The sequence below is a fragment of the Lentzea sp. CA-135723 genome, from assembly GCF_050936595.1.
Classification (GTDB): Bacteria; Actinomycetota; Actinomycetes; order Mycobacteriales; family Pseudonocardiaceae; genus Lentzea.
The window spans coordinates 1438872-1452422 of record NZ_JBNJMK010000001.1 but is presented as its reverse complement, the minus strand read 5'-3'; the positions used below and the strand labels follow the sequence as shown (position 1 = coordinate 1452422).

Below are 13551 nucleotides of genomic sequence, written 5' to 3'. Positions count from 1 at the left end.
GCAAAACTAACGGTGGTAGGTGAATTTGGCCCCTACCTCTTCCGGTGGAGCCGTTTCCGCCATAAGACTGGACCGATGCTGCGTGGCCGAGAGCGGCAGCGCGTCGCCGTGGACGCGTTGGTCGACCGTGCGCGCGTTGGGCGCGGCGGGGCGATCGTCGTGCACGGCGAGGCGGGGTCGGGCAAGACCGCGCTGCTCAACGCCATGAAGGACACCTACGACGCGTTGTTGTGCGTGGACGTCGTTGAGATCGACGACGAGCTCCTCCAGCTCGCCCGTGACGTCGAACGGACGCGGGCCGCGCTGGTCATCGCCACCGAAGGCGAGCCGTGCGGGCTGCCGGCCGTCGCGCTCGACCCGCTGGACGCCGCCACGAGCATGCGGGTGCTGCACGACCTCGTTCCCGGCCTGCCCGCCACCCTCGCCGCCGACCTGACCGACCTCGCCTGCGGCAACCCCCTGGCGCTGGTCGAGCTGGCGGGTTCGCTCACGTCCGCGCAGCTCGGAGGCATCGCGCCGGCTCCGGAACGGCTGCCGGACACCAGCTCGCTCCGGCAGCGGTGGCGGGCCCGGTTCGAGGCGTTGTCGCCCGAAGCGCGGCACGTCGTGGCGCTGGCCGCGGTGGACGAGGAGATCGACCCCGAGACCCTCGACCTGGACGCCGTCACCGAGGCGGGCCCGTTGTTCGACACGCGCAGGCTGGTCAGGTCGGCTTTCCAGGCCGACGTGCCGCGCGCCCTGCTGCGGCACGCCCACGCGACGCTCGCGGAGTCCCTCCCGCCCGGCGCGCGCCGCACGTGGCACCATGCCGTCACCACCCACGACGAGAACCTCGCCCAGACGCTGACCGACCACGCCGAGCATGCACGCAGGTGCGGCGACTTCGCCCGCGCTGCCCGTGACCACGACCGGGCCGCGAGCCTCACGACGGACCCCGAGCACAAGGCGCACAACCTGCTCAAGGCCGCCGCCGACCACTGGGCCCACGGCGCACCGCACCGCGCCAGAACCGTGTTGCGCACGGCGACCCGGATGACCCACACACCCGAACTCAGGGCGTTGATGGATCTCGTCGTCGGCGGCATCGACCTCGGCGAAAGCCTCCCGGACGTGGCCGCGGACCGGCTGATCCGGGCGGCGAAGGGCCTCGCCGGAACGCGCAGGGTGCTCGCCGTCGCGGCGCTCGGGTTCGCGGGCGAGGCCGCCAGCATCGCGGGCGATCTGCGCCGGTACACCGCCGTCGCCGAGTTCGCCCGGCACCTGCGGCAGCCCGGCGAACCGGCCGCCACCCGGCTCACGCTCGACCACCTCACCGGGATGCTGGCGACGTTCGACGGCCGGCACGACGAGGCGCTGCCCGCGCTGCGCACCGTCGTCGACCTGGCGGACCAGGTGCCGGGGCCGCAGGCGCGGATCTGGGCCAGCCAGGCCGCCTACGTGCTCGGCGACGCCACGCGGTCGCACGAGATGGCCACGAGCGCGGTCACGGCGGCGCGCGAGAGCGGGTTCACCGCGCTGGTGCCGTGGGCGCTGGTCTACCGGGCGCTGTCGGCGTTGCTGCTGGACCAGCACGCTGCGGCGCTGAACGCGGCGACCGAGGGCGTGCACGCGGCGACGGCGATCGGGCAGCACAACGCAGTGGTCGACCACCTGACGATCCTCGCCCTGCTGGCGGCGTTGCGAGGCGACACGGACACGGCGCTGGACCGGATCGACACCGCGACCGAGCACATCACCCAGCGCGGGCTGATCAGGCCGAGCACGTTCGGCGCGTGGGCGTTCGCGTGCGTCGACCTCGCCCGCGACCGGCCCGCCGACGCGCTGGACCGGTTGCGGCTCAACCCCGGCCACGCGGGCATAAAGGTCATGGCGGCGCCCCACGTGGTCGAAGCGGCGGTGGCATGCGGCAGACCGTCCACAGGGGACAGAGCGCTGCAGCCGTACGAGAAGTGGGCCGGTGCCACGGGAAGCACCGCCCGGCTCGCCCTGTCGCACCGCTGCCGCGGCCTGCTCGAACCCGGCACCGCCGACGAGCACTTCGAGGAGGCGATCCGGCTGCACCGCGCCAGCGGCACGGCGCTGGAGCTCGCGAAGACCGAGCTGCTGTACGGGAACCGGCTGCGCAGGGGCCGCAAACCCAAGGCCGCGCGCGAACACCTGCGCGACGCCGTGCGGATCTTCCAGTCCTACCAGGCCGATCACTGGGTCGGCCGGGCCCGTGCCGAACTGCGCGCGGCCGGCGACTCCACGCGCGAGCCGAAGGGCAGCCTGGACCTCACGCCGCAGCAGGCGCAGATCGCGAGGCTGGTCGCGGAGGGCGCGACGAACCGCGAGGTCGCCGCCCGGTTGTTCCTGAGCCACCGCACCGTCGAACACCACCTGCGCAACGTCTTCGCGCGGCTCGGCGTGCGGTCGAGGGTCGAGCTCACCAGGAGACTCGATGACTGATGGAGGTCGTGTGCGCGAGCAGTACCGGCACTGGCAGCGGATTCCGACCCGGTGGGCGGACAACGACGTCTACGGGCACGTGAACAACGTCGTCCACTACGCGTTCATGGACACGGTGATCAACACGTGGCTGATCGGCGCCGGGCTGGACATCCAGGCGGGGCAGCAGATCGGGCTGTGCGTGGAGTCGCACTGCAACTACCGCGCCTCCGTGTCGTTCCCCGAGGCGATGGACGCCGGGCTGCGCATCGGTCACCTCGGCCGCTCCAGCGTGCGTTACGAGGTCGGGTTCTTCTTCGAGGACAGGGACGACGTCATCGCGGAGGGTCACTTCGTGCACGTCTTCGTGGACCGCGCGACCCGCAAACCCGTCGAGATCCCGGCGGACCTGCGCACGGCGATGGAAGGGCTGGTGGTGGCGTGAAGACGCGAGGCGCGGTGCTGAGCGCGGTCGGCGGGCCGCTGGAGGTCGTGGACCTCGAGCTCGACCCGCCCGGCCCCGGCGAACTGCTGGTGCGCGTGCACGCCACCGGCCTGTGCCACTCCGACCTGTCCGTGATCGACGGTTCGCGCGTGCGGCCGTTGCCGATGGTGCTCGGGCACGAGGCGGCGGGCGAGGTCGTGGAGGCGGGCCCGAACGCCGAGTTCCGGCCCGGCGACCACGTGGTGCTGTCGTTCGTGCCCGCCTGTGGGGCCTGCAGGAGGTGTGCTTCCGGCCGGCAGGCGTTGTGCGAGCCGGGCGCTCTGGCGAACCGCGACGGCACGTTGCTCAGCGGTGAGCGGCGCTGGACCCTCCCGGACGGCACGCGCCCGCACCACCACCTCGGCGTGTCCGGGTTCGCCGAGTACACGGTGATCTCCGGCCGTTCCGCGACGTTGGTGCCTCCCGACCTGCCGCTCGACATCGCCGCGCTGTTCGGGTGCGCCGTGCTGACCGGCGCCGGGGCCGCGTTCTACAGCGCCGAGGTCAAGCCGGGGGAGAAGGTCGCGGTCTTCGGGCTCGGCGGGGTCGGGCTCGCGGCGGTGCTGGCGGCCGTCACGGCGGGTGCCACGCAGGTCGTCGCCGTGGACGTCGTGGAGCACAAGCGCAAGCTCGCCCTGACGCTCGGCGCCACGCACGAGGCCGCGGGTGGGCCATCGGTGGTGGAGGCCGTCCGCGAGTTGACCGGGGGCGGCGCCGACAAGGTCATCGACACCACCGGCGTCGCGGCCGTGCTCGAACAGGCTTATGCCGCGACGGCCGTCGGCGGCACCACCGTCACCGTGGGCCTGCCGCATCCAGACCGGACCGTCAGCCTGCCCGCGCTCAACCTGGTCGCCGAGGAACGCACGCTCAAGGGCAGCTACCTCGGGTCGTGCGTGCCGCGCCGGGACGTGCCCAGGTTCGTCGACCTCTACCGCGCGGGACGGCTGCCGGTGGACGGCCTGCTCTCCGGGCGCCTGGGCCTGCACGAGATCAACGACGGGTTCGCGAAGCTCGCCTCGGGAGAGGCGGTCCGGCAGGTCGTGGTGATGTAACCGGTTCCGAGGGGTCGTCCGCCCTCGGGACAACCCCCTCGATTGCCCGATCGAGCCCACACGGGCATGAATCGGGCAGGACAGTTCCGGTGTCAGCTGTTGACCACCGAGGACTCCTTGCGTCACGGTGAGAGCGCTCTCATGTTCGTCGCTCCCCGCAACGGGGCGGGTAGCGATCCCTGCCGGACAAGGAGAAGAGCATGCGCCTCACCGTGCCCAGAATCGTGCCCGCGCTGGCACTCGTGCTGGTCGGGACCACCTTCACCGCGCCTGCCCAGGCGGCGGAGAAGGAGCTGTCACCCGGCCTCCTCACCGCGATGAGCTCGGCGTTCGGGCTGACCGAGGCCCAGGCGCGCCTGCGCCTGGAGAAGGAACAGCGCGCGTCGCTCATCGCGCCGCGCGCGGAGACCGAGGCCGGCACCTCGTACGCGGGCAGCTGGTTCGACGAGACGAAGAACCGCCTGGTCGTGGCCGTGACGGACAAGGCGGCGGCCCGCAAGGTCGAGGCCACCGGCGCCGAGACGGTCGTCGTCAGCCGGTCGTCGGGGTCGATGGTGGCCCAGAAGAACAAGCTGGACGCCATGTCCGCGGCCGGTTCGGTGCCGGCGGCGGTCGCGAGCTGGCAACCCGACGCGCGCACCGGCACCGTCGTGATCAGCGTCGAGGCCGGCAAGCAGACCGCCGAAGTGGCGTCGTTCCTGGACAAGGCCCGCCAGCTCGGTTCGATCACGGTCAAGACCGACGGCGTGCAGCAGCCGCAGACGTACGCGGCGGGCACGGTCGGCGGCGACCCGTACTACACCGGCAACGTCCGCTGCTCCATCGGCTTCTCGGTGCACGGCGGCTACGTCACGGCGGGCCACTGCGGCGGTGGCGGCGCGGCCGTCTACGGCTGGGACCGCTCGTTCCAGGGCAACTTCGCCGGTTCGTCGTTCCCCGGCAACGACTACGCGTGGGTGCGCATCGGCGGCGGCTGGTGGACCGTGCCGGTCGTGCTCGGCTGGGGCCGGGTGCCGGACGCGCTGGTCCGCGGCTCGTGGGAGGCGCCGGTCGGCACCTCGGTCTGCCGCTCGGGTTCCACGACCCAGTGGCACTGCGGCGTGATCCAGGGCCGCAACGAGACCGTGAACTACGCGCAGGGCGCCGTCTACCAGATGGTCGGCACCTCGGTCTGCGCCCAGGGCGGCGACTCCGGCGGCTCGTTCATCACCGGTGACCAGGCGCAGGGCGTCACGTCCGGCGGCTACGGCAACTGCACCAGCGGCGGTCGCACGTGGTTCCAGCCGATCAACGAGATCCTCAACGTCTACGGCCTGAGGCTGCACACCGCCTAGTAGAAGCTCCCGGCCGGCCACCGTTTCGCACGGTGGCCGGCCGGTGATCTGTCAGCGGGCGTTCACGTGCAACGCGAGCGCGGTTCCGGCGCCGAGCGTCGTGGTGAAGCGTCCCGAGGAGTCGATCGTCACGCGGACGCAGCCGTTCTCCTGGACGTTGCAGTAGCTCCCGGCGGGCAGCGCCGTCTGGAACGTGCGGGTCACCGCGAACGTCTCGCGGTTGATCGCCACGAAGCCCTTGTTGCCGCGGCCGAACGCGATCAGGTCGAACCCGTTGTCCTGCCAGTTGTTCACGTCCGTGCCGGCCACGGTGTTGCGGAACTGCACCATGTTCGCGATCTGCGTCCACAGGTGCTGGCACTTCCAGCCGCTGAAGCACGCGTTGTTGCCGGGCGGGCCCGCGTCCTTGTCGGTGAACTCGTAGCCCGAGTACACCTGCGGCGCACCGTAGTTCCAGGCCAGCATGAACACGTTCGCGAGCGTGTAGGTGGAACCGTCCTTGTACGTCAACGTGGACCCGTTGCGCTCGGTGTCCCAGTTGTCGACGAACGGCCGCGCCTGGCCGGACGGCAGGAAGCCCCACGACTGCCCGAACGTCTTGAGGTAGGCCAGGTTCTCGTTGTTGAAGATCCGCTTGACGTCGTAGGCGTAGCGGAACTCGTCCACGTCCCCGGACCCGGTGTACTCGCCGGGCTGCACGGCCTCGCCGGCACCGTAGATGACCTCGTGCACCCAGAAGATGCCGGGGTTGCTGAGCTTCCCCTTGATCGCGGCCATGTCGGCTGCCGGGATGTGCTTGGCCGCGTCGACCCGGAACCCGTCCACACCCATCGAGATCAACCGGTTGAGGTAGGCCGCGATGGTGGTGCGCACGTAGTCGCTGCCGGTGTCCAGATCGGACAGACTGACGAGCTCGCAGTTCTGGACGTTGAACCGGTCCTGGTAGTTGCTGATCGGCGTGCGGCAGCCGTGGAAGTCCCAGTCGCTGTAGTAGCCGGGGTAGTTGTACTTCGAGTACCCCGACCCGCCGGTGCCCGTGCCCGAGCCGGCGCTCATGTGGTTGATCACCGCGTCCGCGATGACCTTCACACCCGCGTTGTGGCAGGTGGTGACCATGGTGCGGAAGGCATTCTCGTCACCGAGCCTGCCCGCGATCTTGTAGCTCACGGGCTGGTAGCTCGTCCACCACTGCGGGCCCTGGATGTGCTCGGTGGCGGGGGAGACCTCGACGTAGCCGTAGCCCTTGGGGCCGAGGACGTTCGTGCATTCCGACGCGACCCGGGAGAACGGCCACTGGAACAGGGTGACGGTGACGTCCTTGGCACCTGGTGGCGCCGCAAGACTTTGCACCGGTGTGGACAGTCCGGCGATCAACAGCACCACGAGAAGGGTGCGCGAAACCGAGGAAACCACGTTGTCTCCTTGTGTGCAGGGGTCCCCCGTTCGTAGCACTGACGGGCATACCGGGCAAAGCGTTGCAAGAACTTTCCGGAGCAATTCGTCCTACTGCGCACGCCGCGCCCGGAAGTACGCCCACGCGACGAGCGCGGCGGCCATCGTGGTGAGGGCCAGGCCGCCGATCGTCACGGCGCTCTCGAACTGCGCGGTCTGCGCCGCGCTCCAGCCGGGCTGCGCGATCCCGCCCGCGAACAGCACCGCCAGCACCGTGCCGCTGACGGCGACACCGGCGGCCGAGGTCACCTGGGACGCGGTGTCGACGAGTGCGGCGCCGATCGAGGTGCGGTTCTCCGGCAGGCCTTTGAGGACGTTCACGCCCGCGACCGCGCCGACCACGCGGATGCCGATGGCGACGAGGACGAGCGCGGCGGCGACCGGGACGTAGTGGAGGCGGCCGAGCGTCGCGTAGACGGCCAGGCCGGCGACGACCGCGAGCGCGCCCAGCCAGACGGCGCGGTCGAGGCCCACCCGGTTCACGAAGCGGTTGACCACCGGACCGGCGGCGATCAGCACCGCGACCTGCGGCAGCATGCCGGCGGCGGCGAGTGCGGGGGACCAGCCCCAGTCGAGCTGGAGTTGCAGCGTGACGAGGTAGGTGAGGCCGGCTGCCGCGAGGCCGGTGGCGGCCTTGTAGGCGAGGCCGCTCGACACCAGCGGGTGCCGGACGAGCTTCAGGTCGAGCAACGGGTGGCTGGTCGTGCGTTGCCGCACCACGAAGAGCACGCCGGTCAGGACGGTCAGGGCGGCGGCGGCCGACCCGAGCCACGGGTGGCCTTCGGCGAAGAAGGTGGGCACGACCAGAGCGAGGACGATGGTGGCCGTGCCCAGCACGCCGCCCAGGTAGTCGGCGGGGTCGCGGTGCAGGTCGTCGTCAGGCCCGATGCCGCGGCCGATGCCGAGGAACGCGAGCGCGGCGATCGGGACGTTGATCAGCAGCAACGCCTGCCAGGGCGCGACGGCGAGCAGGAAGCCGCCCAGCGGCGGGCCGACGGCGAGGCCGACCAGTCCGACGGTCGAGATGAGGGTCATGGCGCGGACGCGCAGGTCGTCGGCCTGGAAGAGGCGGAACGCCAGCGCGATCGAGCCCGGCGTGGTCATGGCGGCGGCGATGCCCATCACGGACCGCACGGCGATGAGGCCCGCCACCGACGTGACGAACAGGGTCGCGAGGCTGGCGAGACCCAGCAGGGCCAGGCCGGCGAGCATCACGCGGCGGCGGCCGTAGCGGTCGGCGACGGCGCCGAAGACGAGCATCAGGCCGCCGAACACGACGGCGTAGGAGTTCGAGACCCACTGCAGGGCGGTGGTCGAGGCGTGCAGGTCGCGGCCGATCGTGGGCAGCGCGACGTTGAGGATCGAGTTGTCCAGCATCTCGAAGAGGAAGACGGCGGAGAGGCCGGCGAGGGCGATCCACGCCTCTCGCAGCGACCGCGGTGAGCGCAGGGCGAGGTCGGAGGTAGTCACGAACACTGTTCTACTCACGAACACTGTTCGGGTCAACTGGTAGGGTGGCGGGTATGAGCAGGAACTCGTCCCGCGAGGAGTGGGCCGCGCAGATCGCCGCGCTGGACTCGGCCCCGGCGCGCAAGGAGCCGATCACGGTCGGCCGGATCGTCGGCACGGCGCTGGCGCTGGTGGAGGCCGAGGGGTTCGACGCGCTGACCATGCGCCGCGTCGCCGCCGCGCTGGGCACCGGCCCCGCGTCGCTCTACGCCCACGTGCGCAACAAGGCCGACCTCGACGACCTGCTGATCGGCATGCTCAGCCGCGAGATCGCGCTGCCGCCGCCGGACGGCTCGCGGTGGCGCTCGCAGGTCGTGGACGTGTGCAGTCAGTTGCGCGACCAGTTCCTGCGGTATCCGGGGATCGCGCGGGCGGCGTTGAACGCGCCGCCCACCAACCTCGACACGCTCCGCCTCACCGAGGGGCTGCTCGCGTTGTTCGTGGCGGGAGGCGTATCGGTGCAGAAGGCGGCGTGGGCGATCGACGCCCTGCTGCTGTACGTCAGCGCCTACACCTTCGAGTCGTCGCTGCGCGGTTCGGTCGACCGCGACGAGATGCTCGCGCGGCTGGAGATGCTGCCGGCCGGTCGGTTCCCGCTGGTCGTCGCGCATGCCTCGTCGTTGAACTCAGGTGAGGGGCACGAGAGGTTCGAGTTCGCGCTGCGGCTGATGCTCGACGGGCTGGGGTAGGGGCCGAGCAGGACGAAGAGAATCGAGTTTCCTCCGCCCGGTGAGCGAGAAGTGCGGGCAGTTGCTCGCCCTCCTGGGGCGGTACACCGGCGATCCGCAACGGCTCCGCGACGCGGTCGTCGCTCTCGACCTCGACCCGCGCGACATCGAGGGTGAGGCCGGGCTCGCGGACGTTCCGGCGATCGTCGCGACCGGGCGGCATGGGCATTCAATGCCTTGCTGCGGATTCCCGGTGCCGAGCAGGACGCCGCGGATCGCCGACTGGGTGCGGTCGAAGGTGCGCCCTGGCAACCCGGCGCGCAGGGTCGCTCAGGCGCGCGACCTGCTGCGGTCGCTGGACCAGTTCGACGTGCCGGACCGGCCGTGGGACCAGGCGGGCAGGCTGTTGCACGGCATGGCCCGCACGCCCGGCCACTCAGTGCTCGAACGCTACGCGGACGGGGTCGCCGTTTGCCGCCGCTGGGTCGGCTTGGCCCACCTCCGCCCCGCCACCCCCCGAACGCCTCGTCGCCTTCGTCGACGAACTGGCCACCGGCTACGCGGCCCTGGTGCTCGGTGACCAGCGCGCCGACCTGGTGGCGACCCTTCGGGACGTCGCCTCTGCCTGGATCGAGGAGCTCAATCCGGTCCATCCGTGGGCGGTCCACCGAGTGGCCGCGCTGGACGTGCCAGGGTCCGGGTTCGCCGTGCGCGTCGTGACGTCACCACCCGACCCAGTGAGCTTCGCCGAGGCCAGGGTGGTGATCGATGGCGTGCCGATCGCCGCACGCGTGTTCACTGCTTCCGGGCCGACGCCCCCGAGGACCTCCTGCCCCGCCTCGTCGCGACGACCGAGCCGCGCGAGATTGTCGTGGACGACAACGAGAACATCGAGCTGAGGGTCACGATCGTGCGCGAGGGCAACGAGGTCGTGTGGCGCGACTGGAAGTGTCAGATCGACCGTCGGTTGCCGGGGACTATCGGTTCGACGCGGCCGCTTATGACCGCGAGGTCGCTCGTGTGGCGAAGGACCATAGCGGGGAGTGGCCCGCGCGGACGGTGGCGCGGCTGGTGAACGAACGGCTGCGCGCCGACCCGTCGATCCTCGGTCGGTGGGGGTGTGGGGACGGCTCTTGCCGGTCCACCTCGAGAGCCCGGATCCCGCTGAGTTCTGCTTTTCGTACCCGGAGCGGAGTCGTTCTCCGATCCGCACGTCAGGTTCCGGATGCGGATCGACGTGGCAGGGCGGTTGCCGGCAGCGGTGGTGGACGAGGTGATCGCGGGGGTTGCTCGCCGACTCGAGGAGCACGGTCGTAATGGTCGGGGTGGACGGAGAGGAACGTGCCGGGCTGGTCGGACGCACCTGCCGCCCGTACCGGTCGTGACCGGTAGATGCCCATTAATCGTCCTCAAACGATGCTGTTCTCGAAGCAGGCCGAGGGGCGTGGTCGGCCCCGGTCATTGGCTCGTGACGGGCGTCGAGTACTTTTCTGACCTTCTCGCGGAACTGTGCTTGTCGTGAAGGGTGAGATATGACCTCGGCGCTCCCGCGCACTTTGGTGGACCGCTCGTGGTCTGCTCAGGAGCTCATCGACGATCAGTTGCGGGCACGGCTGGTGGCCCGCATCGCCAGAGAGCACGGGGTCGATTCGCCGTACGCGATGAGGATCGTCGACCAGGCGCTCGGGTTCCTGCTGTTGTGCGCCGAACGGCCTGGTCAGGGGTATGCGCCCGCGCCAGAAGTTGATCTTGGTTGGCACACCTTCATTCTCTACACCGCCGAGTACGCGGACTTTTGCCAGCGAGTCGCGGGCCGCTTCATCCATCATTCGCCGAACGACGAGCCCGGACGCCCGAAGGACGTCACCAGCGTGCCCCGGACCGTCAAGGCGTTGCGCTCGCGGGGATTCGTCGTGGACGAGCAACTCTGGCAGGTCGCATTCGGTGAAGGTGCGCACTGCGATGACGACGACTGCCGCAACGGCCGTTAGCGGTCAATGGTCTTGAAAAAGGTTCTCCGGGGTATGCGGTACTGCACAAGTCGTCCGTCCTGAGTTTCGACATCAAGTTCCACCCATTCGGGGTCGACGACGCGAGCGGCCTGGTACCAGGCGTCCTCGTCACTCGCGTTGGTCTCGACTTCACGGGATGCCGAGCCGTTGGTGTTGGACATTGTTTTCCTCAGTGTTCTGGTGTCTTCTCAGTGGTGGCCCGCACGTCTGCTGTCTGGCTGGCGCGAAACCTGTGGAGAGCCAAGTGCAGAACTCCGCAGAAGGCGGTGCCGATCGGTACGTCGAAGGTCTCGTTGAACGCGCCGACCGCGGGAGTGTCGACGCAGAGAAAGCCGATGACCTCGCGACGTTCGTGGTTCTGGGTGCCGAGCGGACGGGCTCGTGCGATCGGCCAGACGATGGCGCTCCGGTACCTGAAGTCGCCTGACTTGATCGTGGCGGAGTCCCAGTGTGAGTTCTGGTAGCCGTTGGCCAGCTCTGCCGGCAGGTCGTTGCAGAAGAAGCAGTGTGCGTTGCCCTCGAAAATCTGCCTGAAGTCGCTGTTGTTCCTGATGCTGTCGCCGTTGCGGACCTCCTCTGATGGCTCGATCGCGTCGCTCTCGTCGCTTCGGCAGAGCGTGTAGACGAGTGGATCGCGGATGTGCATGCCTTGTACCTGTACGTACGTCATCTTGATGACAGTGCGACACGGCTGATCCGTCACCAGGCTGAATGCTTCCGCCAGGAACTGAAGTGCGTCACGGAGATGGCGGATGAACGACTCCTCGGAGCCGTCGCCCTCGACCATCGTCCAGGTGGCGTTCCCGAGGCAACCGTACGCTTTGCGGAGGGGAACCATCGCTGGCGCATAACGGCTCGCGCGGCCGGTGCGGAGTTCTTGTTCGATCACCTGGTCGTGGTGGAACCGCTCCTGCGCGATGATCTCGTTGTGGTGCCGCCGATCGTTCCTGATCAACAGCAGTAGCAGTGCGGTGGTGAGCAGGCAGAGATAGGCGCCGAGCACGATCGCCGGAACGCGGCTGTCCGGCTTCAGCAGGATCGCGATCACGGAGGCGATCGGCGTCACGATCGAGACGACTGCGGACGAGGTGGTCAGGATCGCGATCGTTCTGGAGCCGCGGCCATCGGTGGTGCCGCCGGTCAAGCTCTGTGCGAACCTCATCGTCACCGCACCTCTCCGGTACGCGTCGATCTCGTAGGTTGTGCGTCGCTCCGGCCTGGATGCTCGTTACCGGGCAAAGCGCCCAGGTCATTCAGATGAGGGTAGTGACTCGAACAGCGATCGTCTGTCCGCCGCGCGAGCGTGAGTCAGCGATGGCTTCGCACCCCCGTGCCGCTCTGCTTGGTTGATCTCCGCGGTGAAGTGGCTGGTCAGCGTGCTGTGATTGCGCCTTCTTTGCAGTTTCGCTTAAGGGACCATCAAGCCTTCCCCAAATGAGATGCGGTGACCGTCGTACGGTCCCTAACCTCAACTCATGAGGCTTGTGCTCTGGATCACAATCGCTGGCGTGTGCGCGCTCAGCGGTGACCACGTGCTCGCGGCCGTCCTGGGTGTGCTCCTGGTCGGTTGCGCGACGGACCGCGTCCGTCCCTAGAAACAGTTCAGCCAAGGCTGTACTGTTCGACGCATGCTGACCTGTGAGACTCGGGAGGCGGCGCTGGCGAGGCTCGGCCGTGCGTTGGCCGATCCGACCCGGTGCCGCATCCTCATCGCTCTGCTCGACGGCCCCGGCTATCCGGCCAGGCTCGCCGAGTCGTTGGAGTTGACCAGGTCCAACGTGTCCAACCACCTGTCGTGCCTGCGGGGCTGCGGTCTCGTGGTCGCGACCTACCAGGGTCGTCAGGTCCGGTACGAGCTCGCTGATCCGCATCTGAAGGTGGCGATCAGCGCGCTCGTGGACGTCGTGCTCGCCGTCGAGCCCGGACCGGACTGCGCCGATGAGTGACGCCTGCTGCGCGCCCGCGCCTGTCAGCGAGCGAAAGCTCGTTCTTCAGCGCCGGGTGCGGATGTTCGTGGCCGCGACGATCACCTACAACGTCGTCGAGGCGGTCATCGCGCTGGCGGCGGGGACGGTGGCGGGGTCCACGGCGCTGATCGGGTTCGGGCTCGACTCGGTGATCGAGGTGGCCTCGGCGACGGCGGTGGCGTGGCAGTTCGCCGGGCGCGATCCGGAGCAGCGGGAACGGACCGCGCTCAAGGTGATCGCCGTGTCGTTCTTCGCGCTCGCGGCGTACGTGGGCGTGGAGTCGATAACCGCACTGGTGCAGATGGAACGGGCCGAGCACTCGACGGTCGGGATCGTGCTGGCGGCCACGTCGTTGCTGATCATGCCGTGGTTGTCGTACGCGCAACGCAAGGCCGGGCGGGAGCTGGGGTCGGCCAGCGCGGTGGCGGACTCGAAGCAGACGTTGTTGTGCACCTACCTGTCCGCGGTGCTGCTCGTCGGGTTGGTGGTGAACAGCCTGTTCGGGTGGTGGTGGGCGGATCCGTTGGCGGCGCTCGTGATCGCCGCGGTGGCGGTCAAGGAGGGGCGCGAGGCCTGGAAGGGGCACCACTGCTGCTGAATTGCCGGTTTCGTCCCACGTTCAGCGCTACGACCAGCGAAAGCC

12 protein-coding genes are annotated in these 13551 nt (G+C 69.5%); 9 read left to right on the top strand and 3 right to left on the bottom strand.

Features of this window, described 5'->3' with window-relative positions:
* The first annotated feature begins 75 nt into the window (after positions 1-75).
* The 4 genes from ACQEU1_RS06300 (at position 76) to ACQEU1_RS06285 (ending at position 5300) form a co-directional block, all read left to right on the top strand.
* Positions 76-2448 carry a LuxR C-terminal-related transcriptional regulator gene (locus ACQEU1_RS06300; RefSeq protein ID WP_433197185.1) on the top strand — a complete coding sequence of 791 codons (2373 nt, stop codon included), beginning with the start codon at positions 76-78 and terminating at the stop codon, positions 2446-2448.
* Complete coding sequence (locus ACQEU1_RS06295; protein ID WP_433197183.1) at positions 2441-2872, top strand: acyl-CoA thioesterase; 432 nt, start codon at positions 2441-2443, stop codon at positions 2870-2872. The genes ACQEU1_RS06300 and ACQEU1_RS06295 overlap by 8 nt, the downstream gene beginning before the upstream one ends.
* Positions 2869-3966, top strand: coding sequence for a zinc-binding dehydrogenase (locus tag ACQEU1_RS06290; RefSeq protein ID WP_433197181.1), 1098 nt, complete (start codon positions 2869-2871; stop codon positions 3964-3966). The genes ACQEU1_RS06295 and ACQEU1_RS06290 overlap by 4 nt, the downstream gene beginning before the upstream one ends.
* A gap of 200 nt (positions 3967-4166) precedes the next feature.
* Positions 4167-5300: a S1 family peptidase gene (locus ACQEU1_RS06285; RefSeq protein ID WP_433197179.1), complete on the top strand. Its 1134-nt coding sequence runs from the start codon at positions 4167-4169 to the stop codon at positions 5298-5300.
* 51 nt (positions 5301-5351) lie between these two features.
* Here ACQEU1_RS06285 and ACQEU1_RS06280 read toward each other — a convergent pair whose 3' ends face one another.
* Entirely contained in the window at positions 5352-6713 is a 1362-nt protein-coding gene (locus ACQEU1_RS06280) for an alpha-amylase (protein WP_433197177.1), read from the bottom strand.
* A 90-nt stretch (positions 6714-6803) separates the two neighbouring features.
* Positions 6804-8222 carry an MFS transporter gene (locus ACQEU1_RS06275; protein WP_433197175.1) on the bottom strand — a complete coding sequence of 473 codons (1419 nt, stop codon included), beginning with the start codon at positions 8220-8222 and terminating at the stop codon, positions 6804-6806.
* A 53-nt stretch (positions 8223-8275) separates the two neighbouring features.
* Here ACQEU1_RS06275 and ACQEU1_RS06270 point away from each other — a divergent pair, with 53 nt between their 5' ends.
* The 3 genes from ACQEU1_RS06270 to ACQEU1_RS06260 all read left to right on the top strand — a co-directional run bounded on the left by ACQEU1_RS06270 (position 8276) and on the right by ACQEU1_RS06260 (position 10920).
* Positions 8276-8950 carry a TetR/AcrR family transcriptional regulator gene (locus tag ACQEU1_RS06270; RefSeq protein ID WP_433197173.1) on the top strand — a complete coding sequence of 225 codons (675 nt, stop codon included), beginning with the start codon at positions 8276-8278 and terminating at the stop codon, positions 8948-8950.
* 40 nt (positions 8951-8990) lie between these two features.
* On the top strand, positions 8991-9509 hold the full coding sequence (locus tag ACQEU1_RS06265; RefSeq protein WP_433197171.1) for a hypothetical protein: 519 nt from the start codon (positions 8991-8993) through the stop codon (positions 9507-9509).
* Between the two features lie 952 nt (positions 9510-10461).
* Positions 10462-10920: a glycine-rich domain-containing protein gene (locus tag ACQEU1_RS06260; protein WP_433197169.1), complete on the top strand. Its 459-nt coding sequence runs from the start codon at positions 10462-10464 to the stop codon at positions 10918-10920.
* Between the two features lie 190 nt (positions 10921-11110).
* Here ACQEU1_RS06260 and ACQEU1_RS06255 read toward each other — a convergent pair whose 3' ends face one another.
* The gene (locus ACQEU1_RS06255) at positions 11111-12103 is read right to left on the bottom strand and encodes a hypothetical protein (RefSeq protein WP_433197167.1); all 993 of its coding nucleotides are present in this window, start codon (positions 12101-12103) and stop codon (positions 11111-11113) included.
* 466 nt (positions 12104-12569) lie between these two features.
* Here ACQEU1_RS06255 and cmtR point away from each other — a divergent pair, with 466 nt between their 5' ends.
* Both cmtR and ACQEU1_RS06245 read left to right on the top strand, forming a co-directional pair.
* Positions 12570-12887 carry a Cd(II)/Pb(II)-sensing metalloregulatory transcriptional regulator CmtR gene (cmtR, locus tag ACQEU1_RS06250; protein ID WP_433197165.1) on the top strand — a complete coding sequence of 106 codons (318 nt, stop codon included), beginning with the start codon at positions 12570-12572 and terminating at the stop codon, positions 12885-12887.
* Positions 12880-13506, top strand: a complete 627-nt coding sequence (locus ACQEU1_RS06245) for a cation transporter (protein WP_433197163.1) — start codon at positions 12880-12882, stop codon at positions 13504-13506. Before cmtR ends, ACQEU1_RS06245 begins: the two co-directional genes overlap by 8 nt.
* Positions 13507-13551: the final 45 nt, after the last annotated feature.